This is a genomic window from Paenibacillus sp. ACRSA (genome assembly GCF_022346845.1).
Classification (GTDB): domain Bacteria; phylum Bacillota; class Bacilli; order Paenibacillales; family Paenibacillaceae; genus Paenibacillus.
In genome coordinates this window covers 213,215-236,373 of the sequence record NZ_JAKRNP010000008.1, presented here as the reverse complement: position 1 = coordinate 236,373, position 23,159 = coordinate 213,215, and the positions used below count along the sequence as shown (strand labels likewise).

The following is a 23,159-nucleotide window of genomic DNA, read 5'->3' as shown; positions in this document are numbered from 1 at the left end:
GTTCTTATTGATCTTCATCCTCTGTTAGAAACGCTTCGATCTCAGCCTCGAAATCTTCTCGATCTCCAAGTACCAACGTGCGTATAACGATGTCACCATCCGATTGCATCATCAGTTTCACTTTTTGCCCTGGTAGATACGCTTTGAGCAGCTCATTGATATCGGCCGCCGAAGATACACGTGTGCCTCCGATACTATATAATAGGTCACCCTCTTGGATTTTGGCCTTTTTCGCTGCTTCGGAGAACACGCCATTTACCGTTAAAGGATCATCCGTAGGCATCCCTACGACAGTAGAATAGCTTTCTTCCAGCAGTAGTCCAAGACTTGCGCGTTTCACCTTACCGTATTTGAAATACTGATCGATAACATATTGCACCGTCTCCACCGGAATTGAGAATCCCGTGTTATCTATGCCGATTTCTGTATATTTCATCGAGTTAATACCGATGACTTCGCCCTTCAAATTGAACAATGGACCACCGCTGTTCCCTGGGTTAATGGCTGCATCGGTCTGGATTAAACGATAGTTCGCTGCCTCAACTTCACGGTTAAGTCCACTAATTACACCAACCGTTGCCGTGTTCCGCAAGGCAAATGTAACTGGTGTCCCAATCGCAATCACCGTCTCTCCGACAGAGGTTTTTGGCGCTTTGGCGAATGTTGCGGGTTTGAGCGATTTGGCATTAATTTTAATGAGCGCAATATCACTGATTGGATCACTATATGTTTTGGTAATGTGGTATGTATTGCCGTCAGACGTCACAACGAGTGGATTATCTAAACCATCAACGACATGTGCATTCGTTACAATCCATCCATTCGAGCGGATAATCACGCCTGTACCATGCGCCAGATCATATTCATCCGAGGATGCATCGCCATGTTCGTCACTTGCTTTACCAATAATGCTCACAACGGATGGAGACACCCTTTCAATGATTTTGGGAATCATCTCATTTCCTTTATAAAGATAGGTACCTGTCTTAGCATCATATTGCCCTCTCCCCCCCAGAGCCTTAACCAAGTCCGCAGAACTGACATACACTTGTCCATCAACCACTTTGGCTTTCATGCCAGCCTCTGCCGTAGACTCCGCTGCTCCTGCCGTTGTTGCCAAGCTGATGGAAAACACCATCGCCATCATCATCGCTATACTTTTTCTCCCTAACCCATTCATTCTCTCGCTCATCCCTTTCGATCTATCCTCTGTTATCGGCTATGTAGCTGGAAACTCGTTCAATCCTTAATGATCTACTTATTACTCTTCTAATCTCTTATCTCTTCTCTCTATCTTGTTCTGCCAGTATCCTCCAATCTATCACACAAATTATGGTTATACAATTGTTCTGTGTCCTATCTATCATAGAAAGTTCATCCCGCTACGATGATCACGATCCAATAAAAAAAACACCTTCCACCATTAGCTCTGGAAAGTGCTTCGTCTGTATTCTCATTTGCTATACACCAACTACGTTAATCCGTAACTTAACTAATTGAACCATCCGGTAATCATGGCATAGTCCGTCATCAAGAAAACAAGCAAACTGACCACTGCAAATCCGATCGCAAACAAATTCTTCTTAGGTGCCCGAATCAATCGGACAACACCTATAAAGATAATAATCGTAAACAACAGGACAAAGATATCAAATGCATTAAAATTCGATGTACTCGCTGTGGCAGCTTCTGCAAGCAACATGGATAGACAGACCTCCTCACCATAATTAAACGCACGTTTTGGCAACGTCCCATTAAACAACATTCAATCCCTTACCTGAAACGCTTCAATACACTTGTGAATCCATACAAAAAAAGCTAACCCCTGCCCAATATCTAACTCTATGTTAGCCGTAGCCTGCTTGTAATGCAAGCCCTATCATCCATAAAAATGAAAAAAATCCAATTCATCCGAGTATGTCTATAATGCTTGTCACATCACATATGTAAACACTTTCATTTAATAATAATCCAAATTATACTTCCCCTCTACATCTCGTGCAGATGTTTAGAGCATGTTTCATAGATTCGTTTAGTTGACATACAAAAAAACCTCCCCATTGAACAAGTGAAGCATCGCTGTATAAGCAATGCCTCACTGTTGTTCACTTGAGAAGGGCCTAACCGTTCGAATCTATTGTATCTCGTTATTCCGTTAACTGAAGCATCTTGCTTCGCTCTGTATCACGCACCAAGACAGGTTTCAGGTACTTCCCGGTGTAAGATGCATCTACTTGTATAATATCCTCTGGTGTTCCGGTTGCCACAATCGTTCCGCCGCCACTGCCGCCTTCTGGCCCCAGATCAACAATATAGTCGGCTGTTTTGATTACATCCAGATTATGCTCGATCACCAGCACGGTCTCACCGGAATCAACCAAACGGTGCAATACGTTTAGCAACCGATCAATATCATCGACATGGAGTCCTGTCGTTGGCTCGTCCAGAATATAAATGGTCTTGCCTGTACTGCGACGGTACAACTCAGAGGCAAGCTTCACACGCTGAGCTTCACCACCAGACAGGGTTGTTGCCGGTTGTCCTAAATTGATATAACCCAAACCTACATCAAGCAGTGTCTGCATTTTGCGATGGATTTTCGGAATGTTCTCGAAGAATTGTGTTGCATCCTCAACCGTCATTTCGAGTACATCAGCGATGTTTTTGGATTTGTACTTCACTTCGAGCGTTTCACGGTTATATCGTTTGCCTTTGCAGACTTCACAAGGAACATATACATCCGGCAAGAAGTGCATCTCAATCTTGATAATTCCATCACCACGGCAAGCTTCACAGCGCCCACCTTTAATGTTGAAACTGAAGCGACCTTTTTTGTAACCACGCATCTTGGCTTCGTTCGTCTGTGCAAACAAGTCCCGAATGTCATCAAACACTCCGGTATACGTAGCCGCATTGGAGCGCGGTGTACGACCGATTGGCGACTGGTCAATATCGATGACTTTATCGATATGTTCCAGACCTCGGATCTCTTTATGTTGCCCAGGACGTACGCGAGCACGATTCAGATCACGCGCCAATGTTTTGTACAAAATTTCATTAATCAGGGTGGATTTCCCTGATCCGGATACACCCGTAACGGCGGTGAACACACCAACTGGAATTTTCACATTCAGGTTCTTCAGGTTATTCTCTTTGGCTCCGCGTACTTCCAACCAACGATCACCTACGCTGCGGCGTTCCGCACGTATCGGAATAAACTTCCGTCCACTCAGGTATTGACCCGTTAACGAGTTCTCGTCGTTCATGATCTCTTCTGGTGTACCCTGCGACATTACGGTACCTCCGTGGATACCCGCGCCAGGACCAATATCAATAATATAGTCGGCTGCCATCATCGTATCTTCATCATGCTCAACTACTATTAACGTATTCCCGATGTCTCTCATGTGAGCCAGCGTACTAATCAAACGATCATTATCCCGTTGATGCAGACCGATACTTGGTTCATCTAGGATATAGAGCACACCCATCAGACTAGAACCAATCTGTGTCGCCAATCTGATCCGCTGTGCTTCACCACCAGATAACGTTCCAGCCGCACGGCTCAGAGTCAGGTAATCCAAGCCCACATTGACCAGGAAGCCCAGACGACTGTTAATTTCTTTGAGGATCAGGTTTGCAATGGTACGTTCCTTCTCACTGAGCTGCAATGTTTCAAAGAATTTACCTGCTTCTCCTATAGAAAGGCTCGTTACATATGCCATGTTGTGGTCGTTAATTGTGACCGCAAGACTTTCACGTTTCAAACGATGTCCTTTACATGTACCACAAGGCTTCGCACTCATATAACCTTCAATGAATTCCCGGATGCCCTCAGATGCTGTTTCACGATAACGCCGCTCCAAATTGTTCACGATACCCTCAAAGGTCACCAGTGCTTCTTTGCGTTGTCCAAAATCGTTCTCATAACGGAAACGGATTTTCTCTGTACCTGTACCTAGCAACAACTTGTTCATCTGATCGGCTGGTAGATCTTCAACAGGCACATCCTGCGGGATGTTGAAGTGTTCACATACTGATTTCAAGAACTGAGGGTAGTACGTTGACGTTCCTCCTGTCCATGCATCAAATGCGCCCTCTTCAATCGTTTTACTCCGGTCAGGCACTAGCAGATCCGGGTCAACGATCATTTTCACACCAAGTCCATCACATTCAGGGCAAGCTCCAAACGGACTGTTGAAAGAGAACATTCGCGGGGCGAGCTCTTCAATACTGAATCCACACACCGGACATGCAAAATTAGAGCTGAAACGGAGCTCTTCCTCTCCGATGATATCAACGAGCAATTGTCCACCGGACAAGTTCAGTGCCGTTTCAATGGAGTCTGCAAGACGTGACTGGACATCTTCCTTGATGACAACCCGGTCAACGACAACTTCAATCGTGTGTTTCTTATTTTTCTCCAACTGGATATCTTCAGACAGTTCACGCATCTCGCCATTCACTCGTACACGGACAAATCCTTGTTTGGATATATCGGCAAACACACTCTTATGCTCGCCTTTCCGTCCAGAGATAATCGGTGCCAAAATCTGCAATCGCGTTCTTTCCGGATACTGCATGACACGATCGACCATCTGCTCTACCGTCTGCGATGTAATTTCTACACCGTGATCCGGGCAGTGGGGATGTCCTACACGTGCAAATAAAAGACGTAAATAGTCATAAATCTCGGTTACCGTTCCCACGGTTGAACGCGGATTACGGCTAGTCGTTTTCTGATCAATCGAGATCGCTGGGGAGAGTCCTTCGATGGAGTCCACATCTGGTTTCTCCATTTGTCCTAGAAACTGCCGTGCATAAGCGGATAATGACTCTACATATCGCCGCTGACCTTCTGCATAGATCGTATCAAAAGCCAGCGAGGACTTGCCTGAGCCGCTTAGACCCGTCAATACAACAAAACGGTCACGCGGAATGGTAATATCAATGTTCTTTAGGTTATGTGCTCGTGCACCTTTGATGACAATATTCTCGCTAGCCAATGTGTATCCACCCTTTCAAAGTCAATATCGTGTTTCACACCCTCTGGACACCCGAAACAAGCGGTGCATTGGCGGTGGGTCGGGTCTTGCTATGTGAAGGTATATCATGCGCCCGCGATTCTGCACTAGATTCCAGCCTATTGCCGGAATCTAGTGCAGTCGCTCTACTGCGAGGGGACGCTCGCGGCTTTGCCTCGCTTGCGTTTAGGTCGCCATTGCCTTTGGCTCGGCTCCCTTTACTACCGAGACGCTCACAGCTTTGCCTTGTTCGCGATAGGTCACCATTGCCTTCGGCTCGGCTCCCCCTCTATGATCGGGACGCATAATTTCCATATGCTTTCCTATAAACCTTTTAACCAAATTCAACTTTTCTACTAGTATAGCCGTGAAGAGAACATTCCAACATGTCTATTATCGGCAATCCATACTATTTTCCTTACTGAACAAGAGAACGGCCCATAGGCCGTTCTCTTGTTGCATATCCATCTTTTCGGACATATCTGTAATTGTTGCGTATTTTTTTATCGCCTACTCTGCTCGCAGTTCCAACAATGCGTCACGAAGCTCAGCAGCACGCTCAAACTGCAAGTTTTTCGCTGCGTCTTTCATCTCTACTTCTAGGCGCTGTATAAGCGACTGACGTTCCTTCTTGGACATCTTCTCTGCAGCACCAGTAAGAAATTCGTTCTTCGATTCGGCAACCTTCGTTGCCTCAATCACATCACGTACCTTTTTGCGAATCGTCTGTGGTGTAATGCCATGTTTCTCATTGTAGGCCATCTGGATTTCACGACGACGTTCCGTCTCCTTGATCGCCTTATCCATAGAATCCGTCACTTTATCACCATAGAGAATAACTCGACCATCACTGTTCCGCGCTGCGCGTCCAATGGTTTGAATCAGTGAACGCTCTGAACGAAGGAATCCTTCTTTATCCGCATCCAGAATCGCAACCAACGATACCTCAGGTAGATCCAGACCTTCCCGCAGCAAGTTGATCCCGATTAAGACATGGAACGTACCAAGCCTTAGATCACGCAGAATCGACATCCGCTCTAGTGTCTTAATCTCGGAGTGAAGATATCGCACCTTAATCCCAATCTCTTTCAGATAGTCGGTTAGATCCTCTGACATCTTCTTCGTCAACGTCGTGATTAACACACGTTCGTCTTTGGCAATGCGGTCATTGATCTCTGCAATCAGATCATCGATCTGTCCCTTCGTTGGGCGCAGCTCGATAATTGGATCAAGTAGACCGGTAGGACGAATAATCTGCTGTACCATCGTATCGGTATGCTCAATCTCATATGGCCCTGGCGTAGCCGATACATAGATAATCTGATTCATCTTCTCTTCAAACTCATCGAATTTGAGTGGACGGTTATCAAGCGCAGATGGCAGTCGGAATCCGTGTTCAACCAGAACCGTTTTCCTCGCTTGGTCACCGTTATACATTGCGCGAATCTGTGGCAACGTTACGTGAGACTCATCCACCACGATCAGCATGTCATCTGGAAAATAATCCATCAGTGTATATGGTGTATCTCCACGTTCACGGAAGGTCAATGGTCCGGAATAGTTCTCGATTCCTGAACAGAAGCCAACTTCCTTCATCATTTCAATATCATAACGTGTACGTTGTTCCAGTCGCTGTGCTTCCAACAACTTTCCTTGTTCACGGAGCACTTCAAGACGTTCTTCAAGCTCACGTTCGATGTTGACCAAAGCGACCCGCATCGTCTCTTCTTGGGTTACGAAGTGAGATGCTGGGAAGATCGCAATATGTTCACGTTCTCCTACTAGTTCTCCGGTCAATACATCAATCTCGGTAATCTTCTCAATCTCATCCCCAAACAACTCGACCCGAATCGCATGTTCACCCTTGGAGGCTGGGAAGATCTCAATGACATCACCACGTACTCGGAACGTACCCCTTACAAAGTTGATATCATTCCGCTGATACTGTATTTCTACCAAACGGGACAAAATCTGATTCCGTGGCTTCTCCATACCTACCCGCAGTGACAATAACATGCTGGAGTATGCAGACGGCGAACCCAAACCATAAATGCAGGACACGCTGGCTACAATGATGACATCTCTACGTTCAAATAATGAACTCGTCGCTGCGTGACGCAGTTTGTCAATCTCTTCATTGATGCTGGAATCCTTCTCGATATACGTATCCGAGGACGGAATATACGCCTCCGGCTGGAAGTAGTCATAATAGCTGACGAAGTACTCAACCATATTATTAGGAAAGAAATCTTTGAATTCACTCGCAAGCTGAGCTGCCAACGTTTTATTGTGGGCAATAATCAGCGTTGGACGTTGAAGCTTCGCAATGGTCTGTGCAATGGTAAATGTCTTACCTGTACCGGTTGCACCCAGTAGTGTCTGATACCTCTTTCCTTCCCGAACACCCTGAACCAATTGTTCAATGGCTACAGGCTGGTCACCTTGGGGAGAAAACTCAGACTCGATTTCGAACGTTTTGTCGCTCATTACAATATCGCTCATTGCCGTATCTCACCCTATCGTCTAAAATAATAGTCACTTATATATTGTCGAAGTTCCCCGAATTTTCATATGGGAAAACTTATAGGCATAGGAATATTTGTTCCCGTTAGATTATACCTCGTTCGTTCAAGTGATGCAAACGTGAAGTGAAGACAGGAGTGGGTTAATTTATGGATATTGCGACACTTATCGGCATCATTGCCGGGATTGCCGCAGTCATCGGCGGTTTTTTGTGGGAAGGCGGCCAAGTTTCTGGGTTGTTACAAAAAACAGCTGCATTAATTGTATTTGGTGGAACAATCGCTGCGGTCGTTGCCAGCTTCCCTGCAAACCGGTTACGTACAATTCCGGCTGCACTGCGCATGGCCTTTGGACGCAAAAACAACGAATCAAGCCAGTGGGTCGAAGAACTGGTGGACATGTCAACCATCGCCCGCCGCTCAGGCGTGCTCGCATTAGAACGTAGAGTAACGGATCACCCTCATCCTTTTTTAAGAGACGGCATTCAAATGGTTGTGGACGGTACCGATCAAGATGTCATTCGGCAGATCATGGAGATGGAGATTGATTCTGTTGAACAAAAACATGATGGGTATGCCAAAATTTTTGAAGCTGCTGGTGGTTATGCACCGACCATGGGGATCATAGGTACCGTAATGGGTCTAATTCAAGTACTAGGAAGTCTAACTGATCCGACAGGACTTGGCCCTGCCATCGCTGTTGCCTTCACAGCTACTTTATATGGTGTAGCTAGTGCCAATCTAATCTTTTTACCCATCGCTTCCAAGATTAAATCCCGCGGTGCGGAAGACATACAACTCATGGAAATGATACTTGAAGGTGTACTTGCTATCCAAAATGGGGAGAATCCTCAACTTGTCCGCAAACGCCTGGAATCATTTACATTAACACATCGTCAGATCACTCAACCTGTACTAAAGGAGGGATTTGATGAGTCGGCGCAGTAAACGGCGCGCTAAACGTGAGCCTGGTGAACATCGGGATCGTTGGATGATTACTTATGCTGATCTCATCACCCTTCTGCTGATCTTCTTTGTCATTATGTACGCGATGAGTAATCCGGATTCCGGTAAATATAACGTTGTGACACAATCGCTGCAAAATACGTTTAATCAATCGAACTCCATACTTGAAGGTGGTAGTGGCATTGTAGGCGAAACAATTACGAAACCTACTCCACCCGACAATGAAGAACAGAATCCTACAGATTCAGATACGGAACCGGATGCTACCGATGATGATAACCAGCCGCTCACTGAGAGGGAGAAGCAATTCAGATCACAGGAAGAAGAACTGCAAAATCTATTTAATACGATTACACAATATATCGAGGACAACAGTCTCAATGATCAGATCTTTGTGGCGGACAAACCGCAAGGCATCTCCATTACGCTAAGCGATCGTTTTCTGTTTGATCAAGGACAGGCCGCACTGAAAGATAATGCTGCACCTATACTTAGCAAACTTGCAAGTCTATTCCGTAACCTGAACACTGTTGTTAGCATCGAAGGTCATACTGATAACGTGCCTATTGGAGCCAACTCTTCCTATAAAGATAACTGGCAGCTATCCGGCGAACGCGCATTATCCATCCTCCGATTTTTCCTAGACCAAGAAAAGCTGGATCCCGACGGCTTCCAATATGCTGGATATGCAGACACACGACCTACTGGAGATAACTCCACCGAGGCTGGCCGTCAGAAGAATCGCCGCGTAGAAATTACGGTGCTACGACAATTACAACCGTAACTCTCTTCATTGCACTATTCATTCCTTAAATACGACGATTATTCGTAGAAAAACATTAAATAAGGCACGTCCAAGTTGAAATCATTCAAACTGGACGTGCCTTATTCGTATGGATTAAGATTCAATCAACCTTATATTGGCTATTTCATTTAACTTCCGTATCACTCTCGAACACGTTCGATTTGATCCAAAACTTCCTTGAGTTTCTGCGCTTCTTTCTTAATTTCACGATCATCCTGACGCTTAAGTGTCTCTTCGAACCACAGCATGACCTCGGCAATCATCAATCGCTGTTCAGCTAACGATTCTTCATACATGCGCTCGCCGCGAGCTAACAACAGACGGTTCTCCATCCGATCACGTGGGTGAATTTTGATTGCTTCCAATGCTTTGAAACGCTCGGCAATTTCCTCTTGGGACAGATCATTGTCCTTACCTTGGATGATGGCAACCTTTTTCTCCCCAGTCTCAACGGAGGAGACCTCCACTTCTAGAATTCCGTTGATGTCATATGTAAAACGAATGTCTATTGCTTGTTCCCCCGCTGGAGCTGGTGGCACGTTTATGGGTAGCTCGCCTAACTTTACATTATTTTTAGCTAGCCGGCTCTCCCCTTGATAAATGTCAACGTTGATGGATGTCTGATTATGATGCAGCGTATAATAACGTTCCATTTTGCTTACAGGGATAACCGTGTTACGTTCTATGATCGGCGAGAACATCCCAGATTCAAACTGTCCATTGTCCATTCGTACAGAAACGGAAACTCCCAACGTATAGGGACATACATCTGTTAAAATAACTTCCTCCAGGTCTTGATGTCGTTCCTTCATCGCAGCCTGAATACCGACACCCAGCGCTACCGCTTCATCTGGATGTAAATGGTTAGCAGGCAGTCTGCCGAACAGTTTGCCTGTAAACGAATAGATCAGCGGCATACGCGTTGCTCCCCCAACAAGGATCACAGCATCCAGTTCACTCAGTTTAACGGATGCATCACGTAATGCACGTTCGACAGGTTTCTGTAAACGGGCTAACAGTGGCTTGGCTGCCAGATCAAAACGCGCACGATCCACGAACAGCTCCTTCAATCCCTCTTCAAGGGTTAGCATCATCTTGCCTTCACGAACATGACTCAAGTCCTGTTTGCAACGTTCCGCTTGCTTCCAGAGCGCTGATTGTTCTTTTGCAGATAAGCGATCTTGCTCTATTTGGTGGTTTTCCGTAAACAAGTCTGCGAGCAAACGTGTAAAATCTTCACCCCCAAGAAAGTTATCTCCAGCGACAGATTTCACTTCCATGATCTGATCAAATAATTCCAGTACGGATACATCAAACGTACCGCCTCCTAGATCAAATACCAGAAACTTGGTTTCAGGTTCATGTTGATGCAAACCATAAGCAATAGCTGCGGCGGTTGGTTCGCTAAGCAAACGTTCCACTTGTAGCCCCGCTAATTGACCTGCACGCTTCGTCGCCTTACGCTGTGCATCGTTGAAGTAAGCCGGTACACTAATCACAGCCTCAGTTACCGTCTCCCCAAGATACGCCTCCGCATCTGCCTTGAGTGATTTCAAGATGAACGCAGATAGTTCTTCCGGCAAAAATTGATATGTACCCAGTTCAAACGTCCGTCCGGTACCCATGTATCTTTTGAATACAGAAGCAGTTCTCTCCGGATGTGTAATCAAACGTTCTCTAGCAATCTCACCTACTACAATCTCCTCATTCTCATCCACACTTACCACCGAAGGTGTCAAACGATTGCCAAGCGCATTCGGGATAATCTGAGGCTCCCCATGAACCCAGCAAGATACTAAACTATTCGTTGTTCCTAGATCAATACCTATGATTGTCATGATGCTTGTACCTTCTTTCTTCTCAACTTCTACTTGTGACTCTATCGAACAATCTATCATAATCGATAGCTAGAGCATAGGCATAACTTCATTCGTCCATGAAAATAAAAAAACCGAATGCTCACTTACACATCCGGTTTCTACGACACTTAATGTTATTATGCATCCATACCGCGCTCGCTAGGGCGCAAGATGACTGAACCTACAGCAAGTAAAATAGCTGCCATACCAAACAAAATCAGTAGAGGGAGCTGGATATCAGACAACGAGCCACCAGCGGAGATCGTCTCCACAGCTTGAATCGTCCACTTTTGCGGAACAAAGTTGGCGATCTTCTGCATATATTCAGGCATAATCGAGATCGGCCAGAAGCACCCACCAATCATACAAGTTGGTGTGATAATAAGCGAATTCAACATGTTTGCATTTTTGGACTCACGGATCAACCCAGCAACGGTACTCGCAATTCCCATAGAGACTAACATAAATGCAGCCAGAATGAGGAAATGTACACCAAATGAAATGCCAGCGTCATAGTGCAGCACCCATCGACTAATGCCTAATACTAGAACAATTTGAATGATACCGATGATAAAACTCCCTAGGAAATTGCCGACTGCAATTTCATAAGATCGTACTGGAGCTGTATATACCCGTGCCATCGTTAACTGTCTGCGATCTTCCAGAATAACGGATACAGCGCTTGTCAATAAACCCATCATAAACATGATCGTAAATCCAGTCACATTATTTAGACCCGGCTTCGGATAAATCTGTAGGTCAACAGCTGTGCCTGTAATAGCCGATTTATCTGTTTCCTGTAGTAGTTGTTCCAATTTCTCTTGATTCATCTGTTGATCTGAAGCTATATTCGAAACTGCACCTGTTCCGGCGTGTACAGCTGATGCCAATTGATTCAACCCCACGGTCATCCCGTCTACGGCAGCTCTGAACGTGTAGGATTCTTCACTCACACGCATTTCGATCAGTTCCAATGGAGCTTGCTTCCCTTGCAACAGATTCTCTGTATACTGCGCCGGAATAACAAGACCTGTGCTTCCCTCTTGCCGAGCAATAGCTTCCTTCACCTCTGCTTCTGTGCCCATCGGCTTGAGTAAGTACTCCTCTTTATGACCAAGTTCGCTTATGATCCATTCACCAGCTACACCTTGATCCTCATTGACATACGGAATGATCGATCGATTCGCCTGCTCATTGCCAAATAGAAATACCGTACCCGTCACAACTAAACAAGGCAGTAGCAGAAACGTAATGACCCCTCGTTTACGCCCCAACGTTCGTCTAATCATAAGCCAGGCGATATGTAGACTATTCATAGCGGTACCCTACCTTTCTGTAGATTACACCTGCGATTAGAATCAGAACGGCGCAAACGACACCAAGCATGACGATATTATGCACAATGTCGCTCACAGGAGAATCCAGCATCATTCGCAAGAAGCTCTGTAAGGCCCAGTGATTGACTGTAAATTCGCTTATGCGATGTACTAAGTCAACGGCAATCGGTGTAAAACCACCGCTGATGAACGTCATTGCAATAATAATGGCTTGCATCATCCCACTTGCTGATGTCGCATTTTTGCTAACTAATGCAACGATAATCCCAATCGTCATCGAAGCGATTGTAATCAACACACAGATCAGAATGATCAACCAAGGATGGCTTCCCCAGTTCACTCCGTACAACCAATAGGTCATCACGATAATAATAATGGCTTGCAGGAAGGCAAGCAGGCTGTTCCCGGCGATTTTCCCGGCAAAGATGATACCATTCCCTACTGGAGCCGCCTGAAGCCGGATCAAGGTCTTTTTATCCTTTTCTGAGAACAAGCTATTAATCGTCGTCATGCCAGAGTAGAGCATAAACATAGCCAGCATCGAGGCCGCGTAATATTGAGATGCACTATAAGAATTGCCCACCTTACCCGGACTGCTCGTGGTGATATAGGTACGCTCTGTCAGATCATTATCTGGCACAGATGCCATCGCTGCGATCACTTCTGGGCCAAGCACTTTTGCAATGGCGACCTGTCTGTTCAGCTCATCCGTGAACCTTGTAAATACAGTCTGCCCCACAATATTTAGCGTGTTGTCTTTGCCCAGTATCCACTGTAATTCCGCGGCTTTACCTGCTACAAGCTGCTCTTGTAGGCCATTCGGTAGGATTACAGCAAAATCCAATTCACCCTGCCTGAGAGCACTAACGGCATCTTTTTCTGTAGCCAAATTCCTTACTTTCAACATGTCTGATACCGCTGGCGAGGTCAAGAAGGCCTGCAGAGCCTCATTTACAACGGAAGCTTCCGTTGCTTCTGTAGACTGAATGATACCAACTCGAACAGGTTTAATAACAGCATCTTCACCCGATCCCATCGTTCCCGAAAGAGCTGTACCTAATATAAAAATCAGGACTAATGGGAGTATAAATAGATTCAGTAATACGGTTCGTATTTTCAAAATACGTCTAAGCTCAAAACCACATATATGCCACATATTCATCTGAAATCCTCCTTAGTCTCGAAGCGTACGTCCGGTCAGATTAAGGAACAATGTTTCCAGATCAGGCTCTTCGACTTGAAGGGACTGAATAGCTAAGTCATGTTTGTTACAGATAAAAAGCATATCCTGCATATCCTGCTGCGCCGAAGGCACTGTAATGGTAATGGTATCGTCAGCAACTTCCACATTCTTCACGCGGGGATGAAGTTTCATCTCTTCAATGGCACTAGGATTAATGACCGAGGTAGTAAGTACAATTTTTTCCGTTGATGCTACGCGTTCTCTCAATTCCTTCTCGGTACCACAAGCGATGATATGTCCCTGATCCATAATGGCCACCCGGTGACTGATCGCAGCCACTTCCTCCATGTAATGACTTGTATAGATAATGGTAGATCCCATATTGTTGAGCGTTCGTACTGACTCCAAAATATGATTGCGTGATTGCGGATCTATGCCGACCGTCGGTTCATCCATAATAATGAGATCTGGTCGATGCATAATCGCACATGCAATGTTCAATCTACGTTTCATTCCACCTGAGAAGGTGGAGGGTACTTCTTTGGCTTTGTCCTGCAAACCTACAAACTCAAGTGATTCCTGTACTCTCTCCTTCAGTAACTTGCCGCGTAATCCATACAATCTAGCAAAAAAAGTGACATTATCCGCCGCAGTCATCGTTTCATACAATGCCAGATCCTGTGGTACCAGACCGATCTTGCGCTTCACCTCGAGCGGGCGTTCCTTGACCGAGATGCCATCCAGGCGAATTTCACCTTGATCCATTTTTAGTAACCCAGCGATCATACTGATGGTTGTGCTTTTCCCCGCACCATTCGGACCTAATAATCCAAAAATCTCACCTTTATTCACGCTAAGATTCAGATGATCCACCGACAGCTTGTTACCGTAACGTTTGACGACCTGATCGACTTCAAGTATTGGCATATCCCCACACTCCTTCTCCCGTTCTAGCTTCCTTCATCGGATGTTATAACTGTATTGTAGCGAATTGTTGCCTTGCGCGAAGGTACGAAAAGTCATACATCGAAGGTGACTTAAGTCATCTCCTGATCTAGAAGGTGCGTATGATATAATCAGGGATGGATTACCAGGTAGGTACTTGTTCAAAAAAGTACACAAAAATGTTCTCTTTATTGCTACTCTTATCTCAAAATTAAAGGATGTCACGACATATGCCGATACGAGCACTTCAATACGGTCTTATTCTAGTTCCAGCGCTCTTGTACATCCTCGCACTACCGCAAGAACAAGATGGAATCTATACGCTTCATATTCTTATTGCTATTGGGATCGCTGTGGGGAAAGATTTCACTCGTGCGGATCTATCAAGGGTATTGCTCCTGATCATTGAGATCTTATGGAACTGCTGGCTCATCACTCAATATGGTCCATTTATGCTGTTCCTTTCAATATCCATGCTCTATGTATACATTTATCGACTGGATGGAGTACGGCGGTGGTTGATACTCGGAGCACAACTCATCGCCAGCAATATCGCATTACATGAATATTACACAACGTCTATGGGCTCGTCTCCTCTTCTGTTCTCATTTCAAATGAATGCGGACTCCCCACTCTCTCCAGAAACTACAGGGTGGGTTATCGGCAATCTGCTGTTGGTTACCGTTGCAGTGATCTCCTGGCAAGGCTCAAGGACTGCAAGTAGCCGTGGACAGCTAGAACAGGTATATGACGAGCTTCGCAACAAACACTATGAGCTTCAGGATGCGCGTGCACAGATGGTACAATTCACGAAGCAACTGGAGGATGCCGCTCAGGCCGAAGAACGCACGCGAATTTCACGGCAGCTCCACGATGATATCGGGCACCGTTTGATTCGCACCAAGATGATGTCCGAAGCTGCGCTTCTGACCCTACCGTTGGATTCAGAACAAGGGACGGAAATGGTAAAGCAAATTCGGGATCAACTCGCGGCGAGTATGGATGATATGCGTACAACGCTTCATAAGCTGAAGCCCGAATCCTATCAACCGGATACATATGCGCTGGATCGCTTACTCGAAGAGGTGGGCCGTGAGACGGGTGTGAAGACAAGTTATCGGGAACTAGGGAATTCACACATCCTGTATCCCAGCATACAGATCGTTTTATACAAAAATGCCAAAGAGGCCGTAACCAATGCGCTGCGACATGGGAATGCCAAAAGTATTCGAATCGAACTGCAGTTCCGGGAGAATGAAATTCAATTGACCGTTAGTAATGACGGGCAGATCAATGTAGAACCTATTAGCGGAGTATCCACGGTGTTCACAGATGAAGCCGAAAAGCACAACACGGGTCACAATACGAACCAATCAACACAGGCAACAACGACTGCCGGACTAGGCATGGGACATGAGAGTATGCGTCTGCGCACACAACTGGTTGGCGGTGTATTGGAGATTCAGTCCGCCTATCCCTACACCGTAATCACGCGTCTTCCCCTCCCACGCCAAGCTGATATGATCTGAAAAGGAAGTGATTGTTCCCATGATTAAACCAAAACCAAACGAAAATATTCCAGCACCTCATTCTGAACCAACACAATCCTCGTCCATTCAGCTTATTCTTGTTGACGATGATCCCTTCATTCGCGAAAGTCTCAAAGTACTTATTGGACTCGATCCTTCGATCACAGTGACAGGAACAGCGGGAAACGGGCTTGAGGCACTCGCTTTACTGGATTCAGGCGCAGATGCAGACGTTATCCTTATGGATATTCGCATGCCAGAATGTGACGGGGTAGAAGGTACGAAGGTTATTAAAACGCGTTACCCAGACATTCGTATTTTAATGCTGACAACGTTCGATGATGATGAATATATTATTCAAGCGCTGCAAAACGGGGCAAGTGGTTATCTGCTCAAAAATGTGCCGCCTGATCGGATTATTCAAGGGATTAAGACCGTCCACAACGGGGACATGTTAATTCATCCCGATATTGCACGCAAACTCGCTGGGCTACTTCGCCCCGCACCCACTTCTTCTACACATGATCCACTGGAATCCTCTGGTCTAACACGAATGGAACTGTCCGTGGCACAAGCCATCTCAGAGGGTCTGTCCAACAAAGAAATAGCCGCCAAGCTGTTTCTAAGCGAAGGTACGGTCAAAAACTATGTGACAGATATTCTTGGCAAGCTTAGCCTACGTGATCGAACCCAAATTGCTATCTATATCTTGAAGAAATAAGAGGAATTAAACCATTTTCATCTCAAAAGTATGATCTTCAGCAACACAGAAACAGATGAGTTTTCGGAGAAAAATCAAAAAGGGTATTTCCACACCAGACCTATGAAGGCTGTGGAAATACCCTTGTTATCAATTACATCTCTACAGAACTAGATTCTCCTGTCGTAGGAGCAGGCAGAGCAAGTGGTGCCCCTTCGCTGCGCTGAGCTTTGCGACGAGCGAAAATCTTAAGACTTACAATATGGAACAGAGAATGCTGCCGAAGTTGAACTGCCCAGGCCTCATGATTATCTGGAGCCATAATGATTCCAAGCTGATGATGCTCGCCTTCATAGATGGCACGTTGCATGAACTTGCTCTCTCCTTGGTGATTACGAACCTCCAGCTTACAGAAGGCTGAGTTCATACGCAAGGCACGGTGTAATTCCTCAGGGGAATGAACCATTACCCCATTCGCCTTATAGATGGTCTCCCCTGCTTCAATACCTAGTTCAGCAGCTGGGCTATCCGGAATAACGCCGAGCACTTTCAGACCATGTTCAGGGTGTACAAACACTGGACTCCGATGCTGTTCTTCAAAACTGCTATACCATACCAACAATTCATGTCCAATAAACGCAGCCAAAGCTGCAACGACCATGAATGTTGACCACCATGCAGCCAGAAGGCTTAGTCCTAGAAGGCTTGTCCCGTAGATCAGAAGCCTTTTGGCAGAGATCTGCACTTTCTGTCCCGGCAGCATGCTCTGGGTCACTTCGCCGAATCCCAGCATGATAGGTAGAGCCGCCAGCATGTATCCATTCCCTGCGTTCATGAGCGGATTCCATGCTAGCTCTGCACCACTCCCCGTCACCGGTACAAGGATTAGCAGCGGAATAGGCCAAAAATGTAGCAACTGATACCCGCCGACCAGCTTGCCTCGTTTACCTTCAAAGAGTAGTGGTGATGCCATTGCAACACCCTGCATCCTTAACAACATTGCTTCCCCGAGATGTAGAAGCGCAGCCAACACAAGGAGTGCAGGCATATCTAATGCTCTAATTGCATCCGTAGAACTGCCCAGCCATCCAGATGGTTGCCAGTTAGAAGCCAGGCTCAAGCCAAACTGTACCACACCGAGTAATCCAGCCGCGTACGCGAAGCATAAGTACCGAATCCGGAATAATGCTAAGAGTATAGTAGCTACCCATATGCATATTACACTACCCAGCGTAAGATGCGCTCCAAGGAACAAAGAAATGATCGAGACGATTACACCGAGTAGGATCCCTCCCAGCACGGTTCGGATCGTCTGAGTAATTGAACTTTGTAGACGAACGTGAAATAACTTACGCTCTTGTAACAATTGACGATGATAGACGAGTGCAACCAAGATTACCGCAATATAATAAAACGGCTGAATAAACAACTGCAACAATGCTTCCCCTAATGTAGTTAACCATGGCCAAGCCCATTCCATTGTGGACGGTCACTCCTCTCCTTCAGCCGGTTCAGAAAAAAAGAAGGCTGAAAATCAGCCTTCTTTATGGCTTCGACACAGCAGCCGAAATATCCTTTGAGACATTTTCGATCGCGCGCTTCAGCTGTGCATCATATTGAGGATTGGCAATGCGTTCAATCAGAGCCGCTTCTAGAGATTCCGCGGTTTTTTCATCAATCTCGCCTGTTGCCTGAATGCCTTTTTGTTTCTGGAATGCTTTGACCGCTTCTTCTGTCTTCTGGTCATAGTATCCATCCACACGATCTGGCTTGAATTCAAGTCCTCTCAGCATCGTCTGCGCACTTTTCACATCCGTGCTATTGCTGTCATATTTCAGCGGTAATCTTTCTTTATTTATCGGTGCTACCGAGAAGTAATCCGGTTGATTCACCGCAATATCCGGTTTGATGCCTTTCTCATGAATCCAATCTCCGTTCGGCGTGAGCCATTTTGCAATGGTGATCTTCAGCAAGCTGCCGTCACCCATTTGCTTGTCATAACTCGTCTGTACTGTACCTTTACCGAAGGAGTTCTCACCGATCAAGGTTGCGCCTGCAGACTGTTGCAATGCTCCAGCCAAGATCTCTGATGCACTCGCACTACCTTTGTTCATCAAGACAGTGATCGGATAAGACTTACCAGAGCCATTCGACTTACTTTGTTCCTTCTTACCGTTCTTGTCTTCAACCTGAACGATAACTTTACCTTTTGGAACAAACTGCTCGGCAATCTCGATTACGACTTGCAGCACACCGCCTGGATCATTTCGTACGTCAATGATCAGACCCTTCATGTTCTGCTTCTCCAGCTTAGCTAACTCTTCCTTGAAGCGTTCACCCGTATTTAATGAGAATTGAGTGATGGTAATAACCCCCACCCCATTGTCCTCCATGTGGGCATAGATCGTCTCCAAGTCAATGTCGTCCCGAACAATAACAAATTCAATCAGCTCGGTAGATCCGGCACGTTTAACCTGTACCTTTGCTTCACTACCTTTTGGGCCTCTGATTTTGTTAACGGCCTTATTTAGCTCTAGACCTTGTAAGGTTTCACCGTTGACAGACATGATGATATCTTTTGCTCGAATACCAGCCTTCTCTGCGGGTGATCCTTTAATAGGAGATACAACAACCACGTTTCCGTCCTGAGACGAAACCTCTGCACCAATTCCAGTAAATGAACCCTCAATGGATTCCTCGAACTGAGCTGCTGTTTCCTGCCCCATATAATTGGAGTATGGATCTCCGAGCGATTCCATCATTCCGTTGATCGCACCATCGATCAGTTTGGTTCGATCCACGTCTTTATAATAGTTTTTGGAGATCAAATCCATCGCGGTTTCAATCTTCTTCAGCTCGTTCTTCTGCTGCGTATTACCTGTCACACTGGCTAACAGGCCTTCACCTGGTGTCGTTGGACTAGCCATACCGGGAAAACTCATTAACACCAATGTGAGTAAGCTTCCTCCGAGTAGAGCTCCAATGACAAGCAGCAGCGCCGATCTTTTCTTCATCATCCGTTTGTCACCGCCTTTAGTTATGAACCATTCTAAGTTCATGGATCATCGAAGTCCAATTCCTGAACATGCCAACTTAGTATATGTCTAGCTTGTACGGAATATGTTTATTCCATTCGGTCAATGCGTCATGTTATTACAAATAGTTCATCGGATTGACTGCAGTACCATTATCTCGTACTTCAAAGTGCAAGTGAGGTCCTGTCGAGTTCCCTGTATTTCCTGACTCTGCAATAACATCACCTTTGCTCACCGTGTCACCCTTGCTCACTTTGAATCCACCTTCGCGTAAGTGACCATAGAGTGTCCATAGTCCACCACCATGATCCACAATAACGGTATATCCATAACCACTGTACCATTCAGCCATGATGACAATTCCGCCTGAAGCTGCATGAACAGAGCTACCCACTGGAACAGCAAAATCCACACCATTATGCATTTTACCCACTACACCCGTAATCGGATGGGTACGAGGGCCAAACGGGGAAGAAATACGTCCTCCCGATACCGGTCTAGAGAAAATCCCATTACCTGATGAATACGTAACCTCACTGCTACTATCCATGCTAACTCTAGTTGGATTCTTGGCTGCTGCTTTGGCTGCTGCCGCTGCACGAGCGGCAGCCTCTGCTCTGGCTTTAGCTGCGGCTGCGGCCTGCTCTTCACGCAATTTATTTTTCTCCTGCAACAGAGCCGAACGTTTGCTAGCAATCTGCATCAGCACATCTTCCTGCTCTTGTGTTAATTCCTCGGACTCTTCAATTTTAGCATCATAGGAAGCCAAAAGCACTTGCTTCTCTTGCTCTTTCTCATTCAATTGCGATTTACGCTGTTTCTTCTGAGCATAAAGGCTCTTGGCTTCAGCATACTGCTGATCCAATTCTGCCTTTTTGTCTACAACGAGCTGCTTGTCCTTCTTATGCTCATCAAGCAGATGCTGATCCTGATCCACGATCGTTTTCAGCGAGTCCGCACGAGTTAAGAAATCAGAGAAGCTTGTGGAAGACAATAATACGTCCAGATAGGATACAGCACCATCGGTATACATGAGACGTACACGAGATTCCAGCAATTTCTCTCTGGCTACGATCCGTTCCTCTGCAGCTTGAAGATCTTTCTTCGTGGTACGTAGATCTTCTTCCGTATTCTCAATCTGCAATGATACGTTTGCGAGCTCATCACTAACGACATTAATCTGCTCCATAACAACCTTCAGGTAAGCATTCGTTTTGTTTTTGTAATGCTGAGCTTCCTTTTTGTTGGCAGCGGCCTTTTTCTGCTCTTGTTTGGCTGTGGCCGCCTTGTTCTCTAGTTGTTGAATCTGCTGATCGATGTCACTGATGCTACTCTTAGCATATCCGTCCGAAGGTTGAAACGTTAAGCTAGCTAACAATGTAAAAGCTAGCAGCGAAGCGGTTTTTTTCAAAATGTCGATCTCCCATCCTATGAATTCACAAGAAAGCAACCTGCACAGGCGGTGAACAAACATGTTCTCTGCTTTCTTTCATCTTAAGAAATTCGGTCTCTCCTACATATCGTCAAACAGCTTCATTTTGTGAACCTGCTATGCCATTCTAGTTTGCGAACGTTCAACATTCTACGTGGATACGTAGGCCTAAACGTTAAGGGACTTACGGATGGACAGCGTACTGCCCAGTATGCCTACCAATACCCCTAGCCCGATCAATAAGGTTGCGAAGAGCACCCAGATATCTCCAAGCGGAACAAGGTTAAGCATCTGCATAAATACATCCTGACCAATGGTCGCCATAAGACGACTGTACCCAAAGAAGAGTACGGCTACTGTAACCGCTGAACCAATCAGTCCGATCAGCGCGCCTTCAATGAAGAACGGCCAACGAATGAACGTATTGGTTGCCCCAACCAGCTTCATGATGCCGATCTCTCGGCGACGGGCTAGAATCGTTACGCGAATCGTATTCGAGATCAGGAACATGGACATCAGACCCAGTCCTCCAACGAAGATAAATCCGATGTTACGAACCAACTTCGTAAATTTGAACAATACCTCCACCGTTTCTTTGCCGTAATTCACTTTCATGATCGGCTTCTCCGGGTGTTTCTCGTTCAATGCTTCGATTTTTTGCGCTACAAAAGTAACGGTTTCCGGTTCAATGACCTCAACTTCAATGGTCTCCGGCAGTGGGTTATTATCCACATCGAAACCGCTAAGTACATTATCTGCGCTGTCTCCGAGACGTTCACGGAACTCTTTTAGCCCATCTTCCTTGGAGACAAAGCGAATCTCACTTACTTCAGGCATGGCGCTGATTTCTTGTTCGAGTGTGTTGCGTAACTGCTCGTCCACATTCAGTTCAAGAAACGTGCTGATCTCCACCTGACTGTCCACTTGGTTTGCCATAGAATTCACATTCAATACCAATAGCATAAATACACCAAGAATAAGCAGTGATACGATGATGGACATGATGGAGGCCACAGACATCCAGCCGTTGCGGAATACGTTTTTGAATCCCTCCCGCAAATGGCGCAAGAGAGTACTAAAATTCATAACCGTATTCTCCTCTCATCTGATCCCGTACGATCTGTCCACGTTCAATGGCAATAACCCGTTTACGCATCGTATTTACGATGTCTTTGTTATGGGTTGCCATGACGATTGTTGTTCCTCGAAAATTGATCTCATCCAGCAGTTGCATAATTCCCCATGACGTCTCTGGATCAAGGTTACCTGTAGGCTCGTCCGCGATAATAACCGACGGATTATTCACAATCGCCCGTGCGATGGCAATACGCTGCTGTTCCCCACCTGAGAGTTGCGAAGGCTCACGATTGGCTTTGCTACGCAGTCCCACCAGATCAAGTACTTCCATCACTCGTTTCTTGATATGACGCTTCGGTGCTTCAATAACTTCCATAGCAAAGGCAACATTCTCGAACGCCGTCATCTTAGGCAGCAGTCGGAAGTCCTGGAATACAACACCGATATTACGGCGTACATAAGGAATTTTCCTTGGTTTCAGCTTACCGATATTAAATCCGTTAATGGATATTTGTCCTTTAGTCGGAACTTCTTCTCTGTACATCAATTTCATAAATGTCGATTTGCCTGCGCCAGACGGACCGACGATATAGACAAATTCATTGCGGTCGATCTTCACCGACACCCCTTGTAAAGCGTGGGTACCATTGGCGTAGGTCTTCCACACGTCCTGCATTTCTATCACATCATCACTTCCTGCTCGCATAGTTAGCCATTATCATTTCGACACAATCCCGGCATTTCC

Annotated in this window: 17 protein-coding genes; 4 read left to right on the top strand and 13 right to left on the bottom strand. The window is 45.8% G+C overall.

Annotation, left to right across the window (positions count from 1 at the left end; genetic code table 11):
• Positions 1-4 precede the first annotated feature (4 nt).
• The 4 genes from MH215_RS21710 to uvrB all read right to left on the bottom strand — a co-directional run bounded on the left by MH215_RS21710 (position 5) and on the right by uvrB (position 7,526).
• Entirely contained in the window at positions 5-1,180 is a 1,176-nt protein-coding gene (locus tag MH215_RS21710; protein ID WP_239293282.1) for a S1C family serine protease, read from the bottom strand.
• A 312-nt stretch (positions 1,181-1,492) separates the two neighbouring features.
• Positions 1,493-1,702, bottom strand: a complete 210-nt coding sequence (locus MH215_RS21705; protein ID WP_056693600.1) for a hypothetical protein — start codon at positions 1,700-1,702, stop codon at positions 1,493-1,495.
• A 445-nt stretch (positions 1,703-2,147) separates the two neighbouring features.
• Entirely contained in the window at positions 2,148-5,006 is a 2,859-nt protein-coding gene (gene uvrA / locus MH215_RS21700; RefSeq protein ID WP_056693602.1) for an excinuclease ABC subunit UvrA, read from the bottom strand.
• Positions 5,007-5,534: 528 nt separating this feature from the next.
• A complete protein-coding gene (uvrB, locus tag MH215_RS21695) occupies positions 5,535-7,526 on the bottom strand; it encodes an excinuclease ABC subunit UvrB (RefSeq protein WP_239293261.1) in 1,992 nt (663 codons plus the stop codon).
• A 170-nt stretch (positions 7,527-7,696) separates the two neighbouring features.
• Here uvrB and MH215_RS21690 point away from each other — a divergent pair, with 170 nt between their 5' ends.
• Positions 7,697-8,494, top strand: a complete 798-nt coding sequence (locus MH215_RS21690) for a flagellar motor protein (protein WP_056693610.1) — start codon at positions 7,697-7,699, stop codon at positions 8,492-8,494.
• The gene (locus MH215_RS21685) at positions 8,478-9,296 is read left to right on the top strand and encodes a flagellar motor protein MotB (RefSeq protein ID WP_056693614.1); all 819 of its coding nucleotides are present in this window, start codon (positions 8,478-8,480) and stop codon (positions 9,294-9,296) included. Before MH215_RS21690 ends, MH215_RS21685 begins: the two co-directional genes overlap by 17 nt.
• A gap of 161 nt (positions 9,297-9,457) precedes the next feature.
• On the opposite strand, the gene MH215_RS21680 is transcribed toward MH215_RS21685, so the two are convergent.
• The 4 genes from MH215_RS21680 to MH215_RS21665 form a co-directional block, all read right to left on the bottom strand.
• On the bottom strand, positions 9,458-11,155 hold the full coding sequence (locus tag MH215_RS21680) for a molecular chaperone HscC (RefSeq protein WP_056693617.1): 1,698 nt from the start codon (positions 11,153-11,155) through the stop codon (positions 9,458-9,460).
• Positions 11,156-11,313: 158 nt separating this feature from the next.
• Positions 11,314-12,492: an ABC transporter permease gene (locus MH215_RS21675; protein WP_056693619.1), complete on the bottom strand. Its 1,179-nt coding sequence runs from the start codon at positions 12,490-12,492 to the stop codon at positions 11,314-11,316.
• Positions 12,485-13,675 carry an ABC transporter permease gene (locus tag MH215_RS21670; protein WP_056693623.1) on the bottom strand — a complete coding sequence of 397 codons (1,191 nt, stop codon included), beginning with the start codon at positions 13,673-13,675 and terminating at the stop codon, positions 12,485-12,487. Before MH215_RS21670 ends, MH215_RS21675 begins: the two co-directional genes overlap by 8 nt.
• Positions 13,676-13,687: 12 nt before the next feature.
• Entirely contained in the window at positions 13,688-14,623 is a 936-nt protein-coding gene (locus MH215_RS21665; protein WP_056693626.1) for an ABC transporter ATP-binding protein, read from the bottom strand.
• A gap of 248 nt (positions 14,624-14,871) precedes the next feature.
• Between MH215_RS21665 and MH215_RS21660 the strand changes: the two genes are divergently transcribed.
• Together MH215_RS21660 and MH215_RS21655 are read left to right on the top strand one after the other, a co-directional pair.
• Positions 14,872-16,170, top strand: coding sequence for a sensor histidine kinase (locus tag MH215_RS21660; protein WP_239293260.1), 1,299 nt, complete (start codon positions 14,872-14,874; stop codon positions 16,168-16,170).
• A 19-nt stretch (positions 16,171-16,189) separates the two neighbouring features.
• Entirely contained in the window at positions 16,190-16,891 is a 702-nt protein-coding gene (locus MH215_RS21655; protein WP_082560318.1) for a response regulator, read from the top strand.
• Between the two features lie 133 nt (positions 16,892-17,024).
• On the opposite strand, the gene MH215_RS21650 is transcribed toward MH215_RS21655, so the two are convergent.
• From MH215_RS21650 to ftsE, 5 genes are all read right to left on the bottom strand, one after another.
• A complete protein-coding gene (locus MH215_RS21650) occupies positions 17,025-18,350 on the bottom strand; it encodes a PDZ domain-containing protein (RefSeq protein WP_056693631.1) in 1,326 nt (441 codons plus the stop codon).
• A gap of 64 nt (positions 18,351-18,414) precedes the next feature.
• Positions 18,415-19,887, bottom strand: coding sequence for a S41 family peptidase (locus MH215_RS21645; RefSeq protein ID WP_239293259.1), 1,473 nt, complete (start codon positions 19,885-19,887; stop codon positions 18,415-18,417).
• Positions 19,888-20,023: 136 nt separating this feature from the next.
• The gene (locus MH215_RS21640) at positions 20,024-21,316 is read right to left on the bottom strand and encodes a murein hydrolase activator EnvC family protein (protein ID WP_239293258.1); all 1,293 of its coding nucleotides are present in this window, start codon (positions 21,314-21,316) and stop codon (positions 20,024-20,026) included.
• Between the two features lie 189 nt (positions 21,317-21,505).
• The gene (gene ftsX / locus MH215_RS21635) at positions 21,506-22,423 is read right to left on the bottom strand and encodes a permease-like cell division protein FtsX (protein ID WP_056693638.1); all 918 of its coding nucleotides are present in this window, start codon (positions 22,421-22,423) and stop codon (positions 21,506-21,508) included.
• The gene (ftsE, locus tag MH215_RS21630) at positions 22,413-23,099 is read right to left on the bottom strand and encodes a cell division ATP-binding protein FtsE (protein WP_056693908.1); all 687 of its coding nucleotides are present in this window, start codon (positions 23,097-23,099) and stop codon (positions 22,413-22,415) included. The genes ftsX and ftsE overlap by 11 nt, the downstream gene beginning before the upstream one ends.
• Between the last annotated feature and the right edge of the window lie 60 nt (positions 23,100-23,159).

What these genes read in the sequence shown, in the direction of transcription:
- uvrB (WP_239293261.1), bottom strand. Translation starts at nt 7,526, where the DNA reads ATGAGCGATATTGTAATGAGCGACAAAACGTTCGAAATCGAGTCTGAG.
- MH215_RS21655 (WP_082560318.1), top strand. Translation starts at nt 16,190, where the DNA reads ATGATTAAACCAAAACCAAACGAAAATATTCCAGCACCTCATTCTGAA.
- MH215_RS21680 (WP_056693617.1), bottom strand. Translation starts at nt 11,155, where the DNA reads ATGACAATCATAGGTATTGATCTAGGAACAACGAATAGTTTAGTATCT.
- MH215_RS21650 (WP_056693631.1), bottom strand. Translation starts at nt 18,350, where the DNA reads ATGGAATGGGCTTGGCCATGGTTAACTACATTAGGGGAAGCATTGTTG.
- MH215_RS21660 (WP_239293260.1), top strand. Translation starts at nt 14,872, where the DNA reads ATGCCGATACGAGCACTTCAATACGGTCTTATTCTAGTTCCAGCGCTC.
- ftsX (WP_056693638.1), bottom strand. Translation starts at nt 22,423, where the DNA reads ATGAATTTTAGTACTCTCTTGCGCCATTTGCGGGAGGGATTCAAAAAC.
- MH215_RS21645 (WP_239293259.1), bottom strand. Translation starts at nt 19,887, where the DNA reads ATGATGAAGAAAAGATCGGCGCTGCTGCTTGTCATTGGAGCTCTACTC.
- MH215_RS21665 (WP_056693626.1), bottom strand. Translation starts at nt 14,623, where the DNA reads ATGCCAATACTTGAAGTCGATCAGGTCGTCAAACGTTACGGTAACAAG.
- MH215_RS21710 (WP_239293282.1), bottom strand. Translation starts at nt 1,180, where the DNA reads ATGAATGGGTTAGGGAGAAAAAGTATAGCGATGATGATGGCGATGGTG.
- MH215_RS21690 (WP_056693610.1), top strand. Translation starts at nt 7,697, where the DNA reads ATGGATATTGCGACACTTATCGGCATCATTGCCGGGATTGCCGCAGTC.
- MH215_RS21685 (WP_056693614.1), top strand. Translation starts at nt 8,478, where the DNA reads ATGAGTCGGCGCAGTAAACGGCGCGCTAAACGTGAGCCTGGTGAACAT.
- MH215_RS21705 (WP_056693600.1), bottom strand. Translation starts at nt 1,702, where the DNA reads ATGTTGCTTGCAGAAGCTGCCACAGCGAGTACATCGAATTTTAATGCA.
- MH215_RS21675 (WP_056693619.1), bottom strand. Translation starts at nt 12,492, where the DNA reads ATGAATAGTCTACATATCGCCTGGCTTATGATTAGACGAACGTTGGGG.
- MH215_RS21670 (WP_056693623.1), bottom strand. Translation starts at nt 13,675, where the DNA reads ATGAATATGTGGCATATATGTGGTTTTGAGCTTAGACGTATTTTGAAA.